Genomic DNA, 17,794 nt, shown 5'->3' with positions numbered 1-17,794 from the left:
ACCCTCACTTGTTCGCGCGGTTTTCGATCAGGTCTTCGACAACCGACGGATCGGCTAGTGTCGAAGTGTCACCCAACGAGCCAAAGTCGTTTTCGGCGATCTTGCGCAGGATACGGCGCATGATCTTGCCCGAACGGGTCTTGGGCAGGCCGGGGGCCCACTGGATCACATCCGGGCTGGCAATCGGGCCGATTTCGGTCCGCACCCATGTCCGCAGCTCTTTCAGCAACTCATCGCTGGGTTCGCGGTCATTCATCAGGGTAACATAGCAATAGATGCCTTGCCCCTTGATTTCATGCGGATAACCAACCACGGCAGCCTCGGCGACAGCGGCGTGTGCCACCAGCGCGCTTTCTACCTCGGCCGTACCCATGCGGTGACCCGAGACGTTGATCACGTCATCGACGCGGCCGGTGATCCAGTAATCACCGTCTTCGTCGCGACGGCATCCGTCGCCGGTGAAGTAATAGCCTTTGTAATCCGAGAAATAGGTCTTCTCGAACCGCTCATGATCGCCCCAGACGGTGCGCATCTGACCGGGCCAGCTGTCCTTGATGCAAAGAACGCCCTCGACCCCGTTGCCCTGAATTTCGACACCCGACTGCGGGTCCAGAACAACCGGAAGGATGCCAAAGAACGGCTTCATCGCCGAACCGGGCTTCATAGCATGCGCGCCGGGCAGGGGGGTCATCAGGTGACCGCCAGTCTCGGTCTGCCACCAGGTGTCCACGATGGGACAGCGACCACCGCCAACAACCTCGTTGTACCAGTTCCAGGCCTCGGGGTTGATCGGCTCGCCCACGGTGCCAAGAACCTTCAGATCGCTCAGGTCGCATTTCTCGACCCACTCGTTGCCCTGACCCATCAGCGCGCGCAGAGCGGTGGGAGCGGTATAGAACTGGTTCACCTTGTGCTTTTCACACACCTGCCAGAACCGGCTGGCATCCGGATAGGTCGGCACGCCCTCGAACATCAGCGTCGTCGCCCCGTTCGCAAGCGGACCATAGACGATATAGCTGTGCCCGGTGACCCAGCCCACATCTGCCGTACACCAGTAGATGTCGCCTTCGTGGTAGTCGAACGTGACCTCATGTGTCAGCGAGGCATAGACCAGATAACCGCCGGTCGTGTGCACCACGCCCTTGGGCTGGCCGGTCGAACCCGAGGTATAAAGGATGAACAGCGGGTCTTCGGCATTCATCTCGGCGGGGGCGCAGTAATCATCTGCTTCCAGCGCCATTTCGTTATAGTCATAGTCGCGCCCGTCGACCCATGTGGTCTGACCGCCGGTGCGCTTGACCACCAAACACTTCACCGTGTCCTTGCAATGCAGCAGGGCGGCGTCCGCGTTGGATTTCAGCGGCGTCTTGCGGCCCCCGCGGGGGGCTTCGTCGGCGGTGATGACAACCTTGGCCTCACAGCCGTTGATACGGGCGGCCAATGCATCCGGCGAGAACCCGGCAAAGACGATCGAATGAATGGCGCCGATCCGCGCGCAGGCCAGCATGGCATAGGCCGCTTCGGGGATCATCGGCAGGTAAATCACAACCCGGTCGCCCTTGCGAACACCCATCGATTCCAGAATGTTGGCCATCCGGCAGGTACGACGATGCAACTCTGCATAAGAGATGTGTTGTGCTGCATCGTTTGGATCATCCGGCTCCCAGATGATCGCGGTCTGGTCGCCGCGGGTTTTCAGGTGGCGGTCCAGACAGTTGGCAGAAACGTTCAGTGTACCATCGGCATACCAGTTGATGCCGACATTCCCGAAGTTGTAGTTGACGTCCTTGACCTGCGTATAGGGCTTGATCCAGTCGACCCGCTTGCCTTGCTCATCCCAGAATTTCTCGGGGTCGTTAATCGAGGCCGCATACATGTCGGCATATTTCGCGGCATCAACGTGGGCACGTGCGACGGTTTCGGCGGATGGCGGGTACACCTTGGCATCTGCCTGGGCAGCGGTCGTCATTTCTGAGGCTCCTCCCTCTGGACTGGATTACATGAACCGATATTGCCCGCAGTTTGGGTAATGTCGATCCGGTTCCTCCCCAAGTCGAATAATACGGGGTTCGGAAAAGAAAGAAATAAATTGCCGTATTTCCTGAATTTGTTTGTAAAGAAATTTTTACTTCTGCGGTCAATTTGTAAACTTTTTCGAAATAGGAGAAATTAATTTAACTATAACAATGATCTAAGTGTGGATTTTCGATCCCCTCTTTACCCTGCAAATTATCGGCGCTCCCGGTCGCAACCTGACGGATCACGAGCGATTGCCGTGCTCCCGTTTGCCGGGTGGCTAGATCTGGCACCGGCGGCAGGGGTTGGCAGGCACAAGTGTTGGCGCTAGCTTGACCGTCAAGCGCCCTGACAAAGGGGCGTCGCACAGGGAGAGAATAAAATGCACAAGATGTTGAGCGGCGCGGCAGTAGCCGCCATTAGCCTTGCCTTTGTCGCCGAGGCGTCGGCCACCGAATGGAATGCCTCGGTCTGGGGCAAACGGCGCGCATTTACCGAACATGTCGAAAAACTGGCCGAGCTTGTCAACGAAAAGACCGGCGGCGACTTTACCATCAACGTCAGCTATGGCGGCCTGTCCAAACCCAAGGAAAATCTGGACGGCATCGAAATCGGCGCGTTTGAGATGGCCCAGTTCTGCGCGGGCTATCACCGCGACAAGAACCGCGCGATCACGGTTCTTGAGCTGCCTTTCCTCGGCGTGAATTCGCTGGATGAAGAGGTGGCCGTCAGCCACGCAGTCTATGCCCATCCGGCAGTCAAGGATGAAATGGCGCAGTGGAACGCGCGTATCCTGATGACCTCACCGATGCCGCAATACAATCTGGTGGGTACCGGTGACCCGCGTGACCAACTTGCAGAATTCGACGGCATGCGCGTGCGCGCGACCGGCGGTCTGGGTCAGGCGTTCGAAGCGGTCGGCGGCGTTCCGACATCAGTACCCGCGACCGAGGCGTTCAATGCGATGGAATCCGGTGTTGTTGATACTGTGGCCTTTGCCCAGCACGCCCACCTGTCCTTTGGCACCATCAACGAGGCCGACTGGTGGACCGCCAACCTGAACCCCGGCACCGTGAACTGCCCCGTTGTGGTCAATATCGAGGCGTATGAGGCCCTGCCGGCCGAACATCGCGAGGCGCTGGACAGTTCTATCGACGAAGCCATCGCGCACTACCTCGCCAACTATGGCGAGCTGCTCAAGAAATGGGATGGTGTTCTGGAAGAGAAGGGCGTGCAGAAAGTCACGATCGACGATGCCGTTCTTGACGAATTCCGTGCCAAGGCTGCTGACCCGATCCGGGAACAGTGGATCGCCGATATGTCGGAACAAGGGCTGCCTGCACAGGACCTGTACGATCTCGTTCAGGCCACGCTGAAGCAGCAGCGCGGCGGTAACTGAGACCTGAAACCGGGCACCCTCGGGTGCCCGGATCACGACTGATTTCGCGACACAAGGGAATTCCGGGATGGCAGGACATGCCACGGTGCTGGAGGATGGCAGCCTCCTGAGCCGTTTGGATCAGCGTTTACTCAAGCTTGAAAGGGTGCTGGCCCTGCTCAGTGGATTTGCGGTGTTTTCGCTGATGGTGCTTGCTGTTGTATCCGTCGGCGGACGAAACGCCTTCAATGCACCGCTGCCCGGCTATGTGGACTGGATCGAGCAGGCCATGCCCCTGATCGCCTTCCTTGGCGTCTCCTTTGTTCAGCGCGATGGCGGGCATATCCGTATGGATATCGTCATCTCGCGCTTGCGCGGGCGGGCATTGTGGCTGTTCGAGCTGATCTCGGTGATCCTGATCCTCGTCCTCATGCTGGCGCTGGTCTGGGGCAGCTGGGCGCATTTTGACCGGTCCTTCGATTTTGGCGCGCCGCTATGGAGCCGCGACAGCTCGATCGATATCGGCATCCCCCTCTGGCCCGCCAAACTGCTGGCGCCGATTGCCTTCTCGGTTTTGTGCCTTCGGCTGATCCTGCAAATCTGGGGATACGGGCGCGCATTCATAATGGGTCTGGAAGAGCCCGCTGGAGTGCCGCTGATACAGGACACCGCAGCACAGGCCGCTGCCGAAGCCGAGCAGCTTGAGGGGCAGGAATAGCGCATGGACACGATTGACATCGGCCTTTGGGTCACAGGCGGGCTGCTGGTCCTTGTCGTTACTGGCATGCGGGTCGCGTTTGCCGCGGGCCTTGCGGGTCTGGTAGGGCTTGTCTGGATATTCTGGGCCAAGTTCGGCTATGACCCGGACCGTTTTGGCAAGGCGCTGACCGTTGCAGTCAAAACCGCAGGGCAGGTGCCCCATTCCAAGGTCGCCTCGCACACGCTCAGCCTGATCCCGACGTTTATCCTGATTGGATACCTGGCCTACTACGCGGGTCTGACCCGCGCGTTGTTCGAGGCAGCGAAACGCTGGGTGGCCTGGGTTCCCGGAGGGCTCGCGGTCTCGACCGTCTTTGCAACCGCAGGATTTGCCGCCGTGTCCGGCGCTTCGGTTGCCACATCGGCGGTTTTTGCCCGCATCGCCATCCCTGAAATGTTGGCCGTGGGTTACAACAAGCGCTTCGCCGCAGGGGTCGTCGCGGCGGGTGGAACACTCGCCTCGCTGATCCCACCATCCGCAATTCTGGTGATCTACGCCATCATCGTGGAACAGGACGTGGGTAAGCTGCTGCTGGCAGGGTTCATCCCCGGCGCCTTTTCCGCAGTGATCTACGGGTTGCTGATCGTCGGCATCGCGGTGATCTTTAAAACCGTCGGCCCGCCGGTGACCGGTTTCAGCTGGCGCGAACGCTTCGTCGTGCTGCCCGGAGCCTTGCCGATCGTTGCCGTCATCCTGATCATCATCTGCTTTGTCTACAACCCGTTCGGAGATCAGGCCTGGGGAACCCCGACCGAGGGTGGCGCCATTGGAGCCTTCATCGTGTTCTGCTTTGCGCTGTTCCACGGAATGCGGTGGGCTGAGTTCAAGTCCGCATTGCTGGAAACGGCCAAACTGACGGCCATGATCTTTTCGATCATCTGGGGGGTACTGATATACGTCCGCTTTCTGGGCTTCGCTGACTTGCCGGGCGCGTTCTCTGACTGGATCACGTCGCTGCAGATGTCCCCCATGCTGATCTTGATCTGCATTTTGCTGGCCTATGCCGTGCTGGGAATGTTCATGGATGCCATCGGAATGCTGCTTCTGACCCTGCCTGTCGTCTATCCGGCGGTTATGGCGCTGAACGGCGGGGAAACCGTGAGTGCGGCAGATAGCGCCTTTGGCATGTCCGGCCCGATGTGCGCCATCTGGTTCGGAATTCTTGTGGTGAAGATGGCCGAATTCTGTCTGATCACCCCGCCAATCGGTTTGAACTGCTTCGTGGTGGCGGGGGTGCGCCCGGACCTGAGCGTACAGGACGTCTTTCGCGGCGTAATGCCGTTCTTTATTGCGGATGCCGCGACAATCGCGTTGTTGGTGGCCTTTCCGGCCATCGTCCTCTATCTGCCATCACTTGCCGGTTAGATGCCACAGCCAACCGTTTTTGGCCAATCAGGTTTATTGCGAGGCTCTGCCTCGCGCTCCGGAGTATTTTGGGCCAGATGAAGTAACGGATCCTTAACCCATTGGTGCGATCAAGAACCTGCGGTACAGGCGGGAGCGCCGATGACCGCGCCAGGTGAAGCTCTCTGGCTACGGTCGGAGAGCGGATCCCCTGTTCATCTGGCTGAAAATACTCCGGGGGCAGCGCCCCCTTTCCATTCTATCGATTCACTGGTCCGCCGCGCTGGTGTTCATCCGGCGCGCATCAGCATCCCGAACAGGTCGCGCGGATCGTCAGGATCGGCCAGCATGTCCAGAGGTTCAAAAAAGCTGGTGCCTTCAATCGCCCGTTTGATGTAGCGGAGCGCCGAAAAATCCTCGATCGCAAAACCAACACTGTCAAACAGGGTGATCTGCCGGTCATCTTTACGCCCTTCGGCTTGGCCAGCCATGACCTGCCAGATTTCGGTGACGGGGTGATCGGCTTCGAGGGCCTGAATTTCCCCTTCGATGCGGGTCTGTTCAGGATATTCCACGAAGATGTCCGAGCGCAGCAGGATGTCCCGGTGCAGCTCTGTTTTGCCGGGGCAGTCTCCACCGATAGCGTTGATATGCACGCCGGGGCCGATCATGTTGTCGGTCAGGATTGTTGCATATTTCTTGTCTGCGGTGCAGGTGGTGATGATCTGCGCGCCCTCGATCGCATCTTCGGCGGTTTTGCACAGGACCACGGTCAACCCGGTGCGTTGAAGGTTTGCGGCACATTTCGCGGTTGCATTTGCGTCTGTGTCGTACAGACGAACCGTATCGATGCCGCACATTGCCCGGAACGCCAGACACTGAAACTCGGACTGCGCGCCATTGCCGATCATCGCCATCGTTTTTGCGTTCTTCGGAGCAAGATAGCTGCCGACCAGCGCAGAAGTCGCCGCCGTCCGCAGCGCTGTCAGCATCGTCATCTCGGTCAGAAGGGTCGGGTATCCGGTATAGACATCTGCCAACAGGCCAAAGGCCGTCACGGTCTGCAGGCCTTCGGACGTGTTCTTGGGATGGCCGTTCACGTATTTAAAGCCATATGCCTCACCATCCGATGTCGGCATCAACTCGATCACGCCATGCGGGGAATGGGCCGGAATGCGGGGGGTCTTGTCAAAGCTCTCCCAGCGTTTGAAATCCGCTTCGATTTGCGCCGCAATTTCGGTGATCATCTGCTCCACACCGACGTGGTGGATCAGCCGCATCATGTTGTCGACCGAAACGAACGGCACAAGCGCCTTATCTGATGGCTGGGTCATTTAGAAACTCCGGGTTGGGCGGTCAAAGATACGGCGCCCCATGAGTGAGGCGGCCAGATCTACCATCAGTTTTGCGGTGCGGCCGCGTTCGTCCAGAAATGGGTTCAGTTCGACCAGATCCAGTGAGCGGACCAGCCCGCTTTCATGCAACAACTCCATCACCAGATGCGCCTCACGCTCGGTCGCGCCACCGGGGACGGTTGTGCCGACGGCGGGAGCGATGGCTGGTTCCAGAAAGTCCACATCCAGCGACACGTGCAGAATACCATCCGCTGCCCGCACCCTGTCCAGAAACGCCATCAGGGGCGCCTTGATGCCATGTTCGTCGATGCTGCGCATGTCGGCCAGCATGGCGCGATCCTTTTCCAACGCCGCGCGTTCAGCGGGATCGACCGAGCGCAGGCCGATCATGCCAACGCGGTCGGTCGGAACCGGTGCGGGCAGGGCAGGGAAGGCTTCAAACCCGGGCTGCCCGGTAAAGTAAGCCACCGGCGTACCATGCAGATTGCCGCTGCCGGTGCTGTCCGGTGTGTGAAAATCGCTATGCGCATCCAGCCAGAGCACGAACAGCGGCCGGCCCTGTGCCTGCGCGTGCGCGGCCATACCGGTGACGGTTCCCATGGACAGGGCATGATCACCGCCCATGAAGATCGGCACGCCCTTTGCGGCGCATTCCTGTGCCGACCGGCTTAGGGCTTGGGTCCAGCCCACGCATTCCGGCAGGGAAAACAGATGGTTGTGCTCGGGGATGTCGACGGCATCTGGCGCAACGTCGCCCAGATCGGTGACCTGATGCCCCAGATCGGCCAATGCGCGTTCCAGACCGGCGACACGATAGGCGTCCGGGCCCATCCGGCACCCCTGACGTCGTTTGCCCGCATCCAGGGGGGCTCCGACCAGAAGAATGTTTTGCGTATCCATGATGCCATTTAGCGATACCTAGCGGGTTGCCGGAAGAGAGCAAATTGCTCAAAATGAAACCGATTTGACCAAAGTGGAATCGGATGATGGACGATCTGGACAATCGGCTGCTGAACGCCCTGCATCGGGACGCGCGTGCCTCGCTGTCGGAACTCTCGGAACAACTGGGGGTGACCCGCACCACCGTGCGCAGCCGGTTGCAGCGGCTCAAACAGTCCGGAGAGATCATCGGCTTTACCGTAACCACCCGACAGGATGTGGCGCAAAGCCCGGTGCGCGGCCTTATGATGTTGGGGATCGAGGGGCGCGGTACCGAACGGATCATGTCCCGGATTTCCGCCATGCGGCAGGTACGTGCGGTGCATTCGACCAACGGCCATTGGGATTTGATCGCCGAGATCGGCACCGGGACGCTCGAAGAACTCGACGAGGTGATTTTCATCATCCGGCGCATGGACGGGGTTACACGGTCGGAAACCAACCTTTTGCTGTCGACGCGCAAGGGGCGTCTGTAGGTCCGGCCCGGAAAAAGCCTCGCAAGCTGGCGCAGTGCTTTGAACATCAAGGAAAATGTGCCAGATTGCGGTGAAGTCTTTATTCGGTCCAGCGGCCACAGCAAATGGGGATGCCCGATTGCGCGGTTGCACAGAACCAAAGGTCGTTTCATGGCATACGGGCAGGGAATTCCATCATGACCGCGCAGGAACAAAGTGAAGAGCCCCGCGTCGAACAGTGGGTCGAACGCATTGCGGCGCTGCTGGAAAAGCCGCTGGTCAGGATTTCGGTCCCGATTCTGATCACGCTGATCGCCCTGATGGTTCTGCACGAGCTTTCGTCACACGTGAAATGGACCGACGTGCAAACGGATATCGCGGCCAAGTCCTGGTGGCTGATGTTCATCGCGGTGTGCTGGACGGCTTTCAGCTTTCTGTCACTGTCGTTGTACGACGTTTTCGCGGTTCAAAGCGTTGCCGAAGGCAAGGTGCCACTGCCGGTCGCGGGCATGGCTGGTGCAAGCGGTTATGCGGTGTCGAACTGCCTCGGCTTTTCGTACATCACCGGAACCGCTATCAGATACCGCATTTACGCCTCGCTCGGGCTTGATCTAGGGCGTGTGGCCGGGGTGATCGCAACCTCATGGGTGGCGTTCTGGATGGGGCTTGTGCTGATCCTTGGCCTGTTGCTGACCTTTCATCCGGACGGCATTTCTCAGGTCCTGCCCATCAGCGAGATTACCGAAACCGGCATTGGCGTTCTTATGCTGTTTGGCCTGGCATCCCTGTTCATCTGGCTGGCCCGTGGCGGGCGCAAATTCTCGTTGGCCGGGTTTGCCTTCAACCTGCCGGGCGGTCGTCTGGCCGGTCTGCTGACACTGGCCGCGATCGGCGATCTGTTCGGCGCGTCGATGACCCTGTACGTGCTGATGCCGGATGATCTTGGCGTTGGATTTCCCTACTTTTTCACCGTCTATATCGCCGCCATTGCCGTCGGAATCCTCAGCCACGCACCCGGCGGGATTGGCGTGTTCGAGGCCACCCTGATCGCCGGGCTCGGGGCGTCGGGCAGGTCGGATATCATCGCGGCGTTGTTGCTCTATCGGGTCGTCTATACGTTTCTGCCGTTCGCCATTGCCTGCCTGTCCATCGGGATCGCCTGGGCCGTATCCCAACGACGTGCAATCGGCGGGGCGGCAAGCTGGGCCTATCGGGTGACCAGACCGATCATTCCGATGGTTGCGGCGGGTGTTTCGGCGGTCGCTGGAGTAATCCTGCTGGTATCAGGCGCATTGCCCGCCAGTTCTGCAAATCTGGGCCTTCTGCGTGAATTCCTGCCGCTGTCTTTTGTCGAGGCATCGCACCTGCTGGGCAGCATTGTCGGCGTGCTGCTGATCCTGATTTCGCGCGGGTTGTTCCGCAAGCTTTACCGCGCGTGGATACTGGCGATGGGGCTGATGGTTGTGGGGTTCTTCGCCTCACTGGCCAAGGGGCTGGATACGCATGAGGCGCTGTGCATGCTGGCGACCATCGCCATGCTGGCCCTGTCTCGTGGCGCCTTCTACCGCGTCAGCGGCGCGTCGATCTTTCGGCTGAACATCCCGTGGCTGGTCAGCATCGTGGCACTGATGGCCGTGATCTTCTGGGTGGGCCTCTTTGCCTATTCCCACGTGGATTATCAGAACGCGCTGTGGTGGGATTTTGCCTGGAACGGCGACGCTTCACGCTTTTTGCGCTCCAGCCTTGTGGTGGCCGTGATCATCGGTGTGGTCGCCGTCAATTCGTTGTTCGGCCATGAAATTCCCGAAATAAAACAGACCGAAATCCCCGAGGTCGTGCGCCGTCTGGCGATGGAGAGTGAGGATACCGAGGCGCAGATATCCCTGACCGGAGACAAGCAATTCCTGATCTCGCCGGATGAAACCGCCTTTATTGCCTATGCCGATACCGGCAACGCGCTGATCTCCAAGGGTGAACCGGTGGGCGACGAAAAGGCGGGCCAGCAGCTGGTCTGGCAACTGCGCGAGATGGCAGATCGCGAAGGCAAGCTGTGTGCCTTTTACAGTGTCTCTACCAAATACCTGCCCACCTTCCTTGATCTGGGCCTGTCGATCCTGAAAATCGGTGAGGTCGCGCGCGTGCCGCTCAAGGATTTCTCGCTCGACGGCAAGCCCAAGAAAGGTTTCCGTCAGGCACGTAACCGGGCCGAGCGCGAAGGATACGTGTTCGAGATCATCCCGAAAGAGGAACTTGGCCCGATCCTGCCTGAATTGCGCGCAATCTCGGACCACTGGCTTACTAACAAGGCGGGGGAGGAGAAGGGCTTTGCCCTTGGCGGGTTCAGCGAACATTACCTGTCCTATTTCGACCACGCCGTTCTGCGCGATGGTGAAACCGGCAGGATCGTCGCCTTCGCCAACCTGTTTCAGGGTGGCAACAAAAGCGAGCTGTCGCTGGACCTGATGCGATACGAACCAGACAGCCCAAGCTTTGTCATGGACGCCCTGTTCGCCGAGATGATGCTATGGGGATCGGCACAGGGGTTTCACTGGTTCTCACTGGGTGCCGCGCCGTTTTCAGGCATTGAAAACCGACAGCTTGCCTCGATCTGGAACCGGATCGGCGGCTTTGTCTATCAACACGGCGAACAGTTCTATCACTTTGAGGGGCTGCGGTCGTTCAAACAGAAATTCGATCCGGAATGGAGCCCGAACTACCTCGCCAGCCCCGGCGGTCTGGCCGCGCCGCGTGTATTGTACGAGGTCAACATCCTGATCTCGGGCGGTATCCGTGGGCTGACGAAATAGGCTTATTCCAGACTGACGCCAGTCGGGTCCTTCTCCAGCAGATCACCCCAGTCTGTGCGATAAGCCATTTCCGCAAGTACGGTTTCGGGCAGGAACTCCTGATTTTGCCGGATCTGCCATCCGCCACCCAGACCCTTGTAGATCGCCACCAGATTCGACGACACCTGCTGACGCGCCTCGATCAGATTGGCCTGTGACCGCAGCAGGGCGGTCTGCGTGTTCAGAATACGCGAATAATCCGCGATGCCGTCGGTATACTGGCTGACCGCAATGCCCGCCGCGCGTTGCGAGGCTTCGACGCTGCGCTGATAAAACACCACCTGCTTGCGCGCCTCGGCATAGGCCACCATCGCGCTTTCAACCTCGGAATAGGCCGACAGGACCGTGTTCTGGTAATTCGCGATCAACCCCTGATAGGCCGCGTCCTGTGCCCGCACGTTGTTTTTGATCCGGCCATAGTTCAGCACGTTCCAGACAACACCGGCACTCGCCAGACCGGTGCCGCTGTTCGAGCTGAACAGGTCGCGCCCGCTGGAGGCCTGTAACCCGATCGAACCCGACAGGATGAACTGCGGGTACAGATCCGCCATCGCAATTCCCACTTGCGCCGATTGCGTCGCCGCCGCCAGCTCAGCCGCCCGGATATCGGGACGCCGGCGCAACAATTCTGCCGGAACGCCCACGGCAACATTGGCCCGCGCCGTCGGAATGGGGCGCGAACTGCCTAGCAATCCGGTCATGCGCGAAGGCGTCGTGCCCAGCAGCACCGCCAGCGCATTCTTGGCCTGTTGCAGATCGCTTTCCAGTGTGGGCACCAACGCCTTGGTGTTGTTCAGCAACGCCGTCGATTCCTGCACGTCCAGTTCGGTCGTGACGCCGTTGTTGAACCGCAACTCGGTCAGATCCGCCGATTCCTGCTGCAATCGGATGTTTTCACGCGCGACCCCCAGCGTTTCCTGCAACGCCCGGATATTGATATAGATCGCGGCCACATCTCCGGTCAGCGTGACCAGCGCGTCGTCATAATTCGCCACCTGCAAGGCCAGATTGGACCGGGCCCCCTGAACGCCCCGCCGCTGCGCGCCCCAGACATCCAGTTCCCACTGGGCATCAAAGCCAACCTGCGAGGTCGCGAATTCGGTATCCAGCGGAATGACCCGGTTGATGTCCGCAATGGGATTCAGGTTCTCGCTGATCCTGCGTTGCGAGATGGACCCGCCGACCGCCTGCGATTGCGGGTAAAGCTCGCCAAACGCGATCCCAAGCTGCGCACGGGCCTGCAGAACGCGGGCCCCCGCCACTTGTAACGACAGGTTCTGCGCGTATGCGTCCGCGATCAGCCGGTTCAGCGTGGGGTCATTGAACGTTTCCCACCACTTGACCACCGGCGCGCTGCGCGAGGTCAGCCCGCTGCCCTGACTGGCGTTGGGGCTGTTCACCTCGATCCATTGCTTGACGACCGGCGAACTGGGGCGGACGAAATCCGGCCCGACCGGAGCGCAGGCTGCCAGCAATCCCACTACACAGATGGCCGGGGCGACCGATCTGCCTAATATTCCAAACCGTCCTGCCTTTGCCCGTATCATGTGCTCACCGTTTTTGTTTTGGGGCATCCTCAGATGTCCAGCGGTCTGATGAAGTTGGCGAACGAGTAGAGGCGGATATTGATGCGCCTCAGGAACTCAAAACTCTTGCCCTGACCGGTATAGATGGCGACCGCCGCATGGCCGCCTGCCGGAAACTGATGCCCTTCGGGGACGTCCACCGTAATCTGAACAGCGATCCGGCCGGGCAGTTTCGGCAGTTCAAAGCCGGGCAGGCGGCCCGAAGGCAGGTACTGCCCCTGCCGCGTGGCCCACCAGACCGCCTCGACCTTGCCATTGAGGATTTCGCCCGGATACAGGTCCAGCGCCACCTCGACCGGCTGGCCGGGTTCAACGAATTTCAGGTTCTGCTGCCGGAACGTGGCCAGAATATACGGAGCGTCTTCGGTGACAAAGCTGGCAATGGCGCCCAGTCGGATGTCACCGACCACCAGCCCCGGACGGGCCTGCTGTGATACGATCATGCCGTTTTCCGGCGCGTAGATCGTTGTGTTCTCAAGGAAATACTCGGCCTCTGCCAGTTGCGACTGCGCCTGCAGGATACCTGTATTCACCCCGTCGATTTCGGATTCCAGCGCCAGTTGCGCCTTTTGCAGATTGGCCTCGGCCTGTTTGACCTGCGCCAGATCTTCGTGAACTTGTTCGTTCCAACGGTCCAGTTCATCCTGCCGTGCGCCTCCTGCAGGAACCAGATTTTCGTACCGGGCTTTTTGGGTCTGGGCGTAGGCCAGTTGCGCATTTGCGCGTTCCAGCCCCTCGGTGGCGGCTATGACATCCTGTTCAAGGATCTTGGCGTTCTGCTCGGCGGCAACCAGCTGTGCCTTGGCGTTGTCCACGGCCAGCGAAAACACCGTGTCGTCGAACCGATAGAGCGGATCGCCTTTCGTCACTATCGTATTCGGTTCGACCAGAACTTCGGTCAGAATGGTTGGCTGGGTCAGCTTGGGCACGATCTGAATGGTCGAGCGCACAACGTGACTGTCGATCGAGTAGGGCTGAAAGAACCGCAGCGCCACAAGGAATATCAGCAGCAGATGCGCGCCGACCCAAAAGGAAACGACCCCCCAGACGATGTTGAACTTCAGCCATTTCGCCTTGAAGAAAATGAACCAGACGAAAATGATGTAGAAAAGCGTGATACTCAGGGCGACGAACATATTATTTCTGGCCTTCCGGGATCAGCTTTTTTGCGTGGTGTCGGGGTCAGAACCTTGATCGGCATGGTCCTGATATTCGGGCTTCACCTTGCCGCCCATGCGTTCGATTTCCTTGCGGATCGCATCACGCTCTTCCTTTGGAAATCTACGCAGATCGACGGTTATCCCTTCGTGGAACGCCCAGATAAAGGCGTGAATCCACGGGATTACGGCCAGAAATCCGGCCCAGCCCATGATCTTGACCGCTTCGGCATGTGGATGGTTGCGCTTTAGGGCGATCCTGCCCGGCAGTCCCATGATGAACAAAAACAGGGCCATCACCGCAGCCAGCAGCAATATCAGCGCCACAAATGTCAGGTAGTCGTAATAGCCCAGCGGTTGCCCCAGCAGCCCCATTCCGTGCCTCCTTGCCTGTATCCCTTACATCATCGGGCTTAACCTTCGGCCTCGTCAATCAGTTTGTAGCTTGTTGGTGGGTCATCACAAATCCCCGGACCGCATTCGACCAGCGTGGCCACCGCATTCAGCACCGCCAACCCCAGCATGAAGAAAAAGGCCGCCATTGCCAGCTTGCTGCCGCCAAACCGTGGCTGGGCCTTGGTTTCCTCGGATGTTCTGAACTGGCTGTCGAACATCAGCATGACCGCCGTTCCGAGAATGATCAGGAAAAAGCAGATCGCGGCCCAGGTGTAATAGTGCAGCCCAAGTACGGGCGAACCATAGTGTCCGGTTCCGGGCACGATGTGCAGCAGTATCTGCCGCACCGCGACGCCGCCGCCGAACAGCGCGGCGATCAGCATCATCGCATAGTGGCGCGGGTGCGGGCCATAGAGCAGGTTCAGACCCAGCCCAACACCCACCGCGACAAAGCCAACCCGCTGCAACAGGCACAAGGGGCAGGGCAGCTCATAGAGCTTCAGCTGATAGAAGAACGCAAGCAGCAACACGACGCCCACGGCAAAGGTGGCAAGCGCGTTCAGGGTGCGGGACAATTCAGGCGTAATGGTCATGCGCATGGGCTCCGCATCCTAAAGTTGTATCGACAATTGGGTCGTTGCGTGGAACTTCAGCCAATAGGCGCTGAGCAACAGCGTCACAAAGAACAGCACGTCCCCGGCGGTTCTTTTTCCAAAGTAATTCAAGCCCATCGTGGCCGTAAACATCGCAAACAAAAGCGCAATCATTGCCCGGTCCTCCCCTCCCGTGCGACGACTTTCAAATTAACCGGATAGTGTCACCCCAACCCGCATCTGGCAAGCGGCAGGATTTTCCGCTCTCGTTTTATGAGAAATTTCCGTGGTCTTGGTGGGGGTCATGCCAGATTACCGGCACACAACAACCTGCGTGTCCCAGTCCTGACACTGCCGAGCCAGATCGGGTGAAAGCGGGAGATCGGTATAGAACCTGTCGATCCGGGAAAGCGACGCAATACGCGCCGGGGCCGTGCGTTGATATTTGGACTGATCGGCGACCAGACAGGTCTGCCGTGCCTGTCCGATGATCGTCTGGCTCACATGTACTTCCTGAAAGTCGAAATCCAGCAGGTCGCCATCCTGATCCAGTGCTGAACACCCGATAACCGCATAGTCGAACTTGAACTGTTTGATGGTTGTTTCCGTCAGATTCCCGATCAGACCACCATCCGAGCGGCGCAGAACTCCGCCCGCCACGACGATTTCACAATCGGGATTGGCTACCAGAATATTGGCAACGTTCATGTTGTTGGTCACGACCATCAGGTTTTTGTGGCCCAACAGCTCGCGGGCGACGGCTTCGGTCGATGTGCCGATATTGAGGAACAGCGACGCGCCATCGGGAATGTCGGCCGCGCATTTGGCGGCGATACGGGCCTTGGCCTCTTCGTTCAGGTCGCGTCGGTCCTCGTATCCGATGTTCGAAACGCCCGACCGCAGAACCGCGCCGCCATGAACCCGGTCCAGCTTGCCCGCATCCGAAAGCTCGGTCAGGTCCCGCCGAATGGTCTGAACCGTGACTCCGAACCGGTCCGCCAGGCCGTCCACGGTAACGCGGCCTTCCTGTTTGGCGATCTCAAGTATGTCGGATTGCCGAAAGGAAAGGGACATTTCAGGCTCCTGCGATTCGCGGTTCTGATCGTTTTCGTTCTTTTTCGTTGTATCTGCAACTTTTTTGGGCTGTACGGGTCACTATCAAAGCTACTTCTTGCTCAAACGAACATAAACGAAAAAATAGATTGATCATCCGAATGCTGCTCGCATAAACATGCGCGTGGCGTTCAACGAGAGGAGTCGGTTGGCCGTGAGTAAAAACGACAGCCAGATTTTCGATCTTTTTGTCATTGGTGGCGGGATAAACGGATGCGGCATTGCCCGTGATGCCGCCGGGCGTGGCCTGTCGGTCATGCTGGCCGAGATGAACGATCTTGCCTCGGCCACGTCCTCGGCCTCGACCAAGCTGTTTCACGGTGGTCTGAGGTATCTGGAGTATTTCGAATTCCGGCTGGTGCGCGAGGCGCTGATCGAACGGGAAACCCTGTTGCGCGCCATGCCTCATATCAGCTGGCCCATGCGTTTTGTGCTGCCATACCACACCGATATGCGCTTTGACGCCGAAACGCCGACCTCGCGCTTATTGCGGCGCGTGATGCCTTGGATGCATGGTCGCCGTCCAGCATGGCTGATCCGCCTTGGGCTGTTCCTTTACGACCATCTTGGCGGGCGCGAGATCCTGCCGGGCACACGCTCTGTCGATCTGGCTACAGTCCCCGAAGGGCGGCCATTGCAACAGAAGTTCAGCACGGCCTATGAATATTCAGATTGCTGGATCGAGGATTCGCGGCTGGTCGTCCTCAATGCCCGCGATGCCGAAACCCGAGGCGCGCAGATACTGGTACGCACCAAAGTTGAATCGGCCGAAAGGGCAGGTGATCTGTGGAACATCACGATCCGCGATCTCGCCAGCGGTACGACCCGCGTGGTGCAGGCCCGGATGCTGATCAACGCAGGCGGTCCGTGGGTTGGTGACATCATCCAGTCGAAAATCCGCATTGACTCGACCGACGGTGTGCGTTTGGTTCGCGGCAGCCACATCGTGACCCGAAAGCTCTATGATCACGACAAATGCTACTTCTTTCAGGGTGAGGATGGGCGCATCATATTTGCCATCCCTTACGAACATGAATTTACCCTGATCGGAACCACCGATCACGATCACACCGACTTGTCCGAACCACCGGTTTGTACTGAGGCCGAGCAGGATTACCTCTGCGCCTTCGCGTCGAAGTATTTCGAACGCACGATTTCGCGCGACGATGTGGTTTGGACTTATTCCGGTGTCCGCCCGCTTTATGACGATGGCGCCAGCAGCGCGACGGCGGCGACCCGCGACTATACGCTCAAGGTCGATGCAGCAGGCGGGGCGCCGGTTCTGAACGTCTTTGGCGGCAAGATCACAACCTATCGCCGCCTTGCCGAAAGCGCGCTTGAAAAGATCGCAGAGCACTTCCCCGATCTGCCCGGACCATGGACAGCAGGCGTGCCGCTGCCCGGCGGTGATTTTCCAGTGAATGGTGTTGCCGACGTGGTCGAGTGTCTGCAGACGGATTTCCCCTTTCTGACCCGACCATGGGCGCTCAGGCTGGTACGAGCCTATGGGACCGAGGCATGGGAAGTTCTGGGCAGTGCCAAAAATCAGACAGATCTGGGTGCCGATTTTGGCGCAACCCTGACCGAACAAGAGGTCATCTGGCTGATGAACCACGAATACGCGCAGACTGCTGCGGATGTGGTCTGGCGGCGCAACAAGCTGGGCCTGCGCATGGATCAGCACCAGATTGGGGCGCTTGACGATTGGATGGCCGGGTACCGTAACAATGGCGCTTCGGCCGCGGCGGAATAGTCCGGGCGGACAGGCATGGCCGTGATGCGCCAAATTGCGCGAACCGTCTCTGTCGGACCGGGGTGAAACACTATTCCGGGGGCTAGGCGGCCCCGGGATTTTC

At 59.2% G+C, this 17,794-nt stretch carries 15 protein-coding genes; 6 read left to right on the top strand and 9 right to left on the bottom strand.

Features of this window, described 5'->3' with window-relative positions:
* Positions 1 to 4: 4 nt before the first annotated feature.
* A complete protein-coding gene (gene acs, locus ACR0D6_RS00750) occupies positions 5 to 1,969 on the bottom strand; it encodes an acetate--CoA ligase (RefSeq protein WP_170650344.1) in 1,965 nt (654 codons plus the stop codon).
* A gap of 429 nt (positions 1,970 to 2,398) precedes the next feature.
* On the opposite strand from acs, the gene ACR0D6_RS00745 reads away from it, so the two are divergent.
* From ACR0D6_RS00745 to ACR0D6_RS00735, 3 genes are all read left to right on the top strand, one after another.
* Positions 2,399 to 3,415: a C4-dicarboxylate TRAP transporter substrate-binding protein gene (locus ACR0D6_RS00745; protein WP_480726594.1), complete on the top strand. Its 1,017-nt coding sequence runs from the start codon at positions 2,399 to 2,401 to the stop codon at positions 3,413 to 3,415.
* 67 nt (positions 3,416 to 3,482) lie between these two features.
* On the top strand, positions 3,483 to 4,112 hold the full coding sequence (locus ACR0D6_RS00740; protein ID WP_480764113.1) for a TRAP transporter small permease subunit: 630 nt from the start codon (positions 3,483 to 3,485) through the stop codon (positions 4,110 to 4,112).
* A 3-nt stretch (positions 4,113 to 4,115) separates the two neighbouring features.
* The gene (locus tag ACR0D6_RS00735) at positions 4,116 to 5,519 is read left to right on the top strand and encodes a TRAP transporter large permease (RefSeq protein ID WP_480449200.1); all 1,404 of its coding nucleotides are present in this window, start codon (positions 4,116 to 4,118) and stop codon (positions 5,517 to 5,519) included.
* A gap of 269 nt (positions 5,520 to 5,788) precedes the next feature.
* Here ACR0D6_RS00735 and ACR0D6_RS00730 read toward each other — a convergent pair whose 3' ends face one another.
* Complete coding sequence (locus tag ACR0D6_RS00730) at positions 5,789 to 6,832, bottom strand: ornithine cyclodeaminase (RefSeq protein ID WP_480764112.1); 1,044 nt, start codon at positions 6,830 to 6,832, stop codon at positions 5,789 to 5,791.
* Entirely contained in the window at positions 6,833 to 7,753 is a 921-nt protein-coding gene (gene rocF, locus ACR0D6_RS00725) for an arginase (protein ID WP_480764111.1), read from the bottom strand.
* A gap of 86 nt (positions 7,754 to 7,839) precedes the next feature.
* On the opposite strand from rocF, the gene ACR0D6_RS00720 reads away from it, so the two are divergent.
* Both ACR0D6_RS00720 and mprF read left to right on the top strand, forming a co-directional pair.
* On the top strand, positions 7,840 to 8,268 hold the full coding sequence (locus ACR0D6_RS00720; protein WP_170650328.1) for an Lrp/AsnC family transcriptional regulator: 429 nt from the start codon (positions 7,840 to 7,842) through the stop codon (positions 8,266 to 8,268).
* A gap of 176 nt (positions 8,269 to 8,444) precedes the next feature.
* On the top strand, positions 8,445 to 11,054 hold the full coding sequence (gene mprF, locus ACR0D6_RS00715) for a bifunctional lysylphosphatidylglycerol flippase/synthetase MprF (RefSeq protein ID WP_480764110.1): 2,610 nt from the start codon (positions 8,445 to 8,447) through the stop codon (positions 11,052 to 11,054).
* 2 nt (positions 11,055 to 11,056) lie between these two features.
* On the opposite strand, the gene ACR0D6_RS00710 is transcribed toward mprF, so the two are convergent.
* The 6 genes from ACR0D6_RS00710 to ACR0D6_RS00685 all read right to left on the bottom strand — a co-directional run bounded on the left by ACR0D6_RS00710 (position 11,057) and on the right by ACR0D6_RS00685 (position 15,899).
* Positions 11,057 to 12,667 (bottom strand): efflux transporter outer membrane subunit, encoded by a 1,611-nt coding sequence (locus ACR0D6_RS00710; protein ID WP_480764109.1) that lies wholly within the window; start codon positions 12,665 to 12,667, stop codon positions 11,057 to 11,059.
* 2 nt (positions 12,668 to 12,669) lie between these two features.
* Positions 12,670 to 13,815 carry an HlyD family secretion protein gene (locus ACR0D6_RS00705; RefSeq protein ID WP_480449210.1) on the bottom strand — a complete coding sequence of 382 codons (1,146 nt, stop codon included), beginning with the start codon at positions 13,813 to 13,815 and terminating at the stop codon, positions 12,670 to 12,672.
* Positions 13,816 to 13,836: 21 nt separating this feature from the next.
* A complete protein-coding gene (locus tag ACR0D6_RS00700) occupies positions 13,837 to 14,211 on the bottom strand; it encodes a DUF3302 domain-containing protein (protein WP_170650318.1) in 375 nt (124 codons plus the stop codon).
* Positions 14,212 to 14,249: 38 nt separating this feature from the next.
* Entirely contained in the window at positions 14,250 to 14,825 is a 576-nt protein-coding gene (locus ACR0D6_RS00695) for a disulfide bond formation protein B (RefSeq protein WP_480764108.1), read from the bottom strand.
* Between the two features lie 18 nt (positions 14,826 to 14,843).
* Positions 14,844 to 14,999, bottom strand: coding sequence for a DUF5993 family protein (locus ACR0D6_RS00690; protein WP_170650315.1), 156 nt, complete (start codon positions 14,997 to 14,999; stop codon positions 14,844 to 14,846).
* Positions 15,000 to 15,137: 138 nt separating this feature from the next.
* Positions 15,138 to 15,899: a DeoR/GlpR family DNA-binding transcription regulator gene (locus tag ACR0D6_RS00685; protein WP_480764107.1), complete on the bottom strand. Its 762-nt coding sequence runs from the start codon at positions 15,897 to 15,899 to the stop codon at positions 15,138 to 15,140.
* A gap of 193 nt (positions 15,900 to 16,092) precedes the next feature.
* Here ACR0D6_RS00685 and glpD point away from each other — a divergent pair, with 193 nt between their 5' ends.
* Entirely contained in the window at positions 16,093 to 17,691 is a 1,599-nt protein-coding gene (glpD, locus tag ACR0D6_RS00680; protein WP_480764106.1) for a glycerol-3-phosphate dehydrogenase, read from the top strand.
* The last annotated feature ends 103 nt before the right edge of the window (positions 17,692 to 17,794 follow it).

The organism is Ruegeria sp. BJ6 (assembly GCF_056537885.1).
The sequence above is the reverse complement of the archived record's forward strand: the minus strand, read 5'-3'. Positions and strand labels throughout refer to the sequence as shown.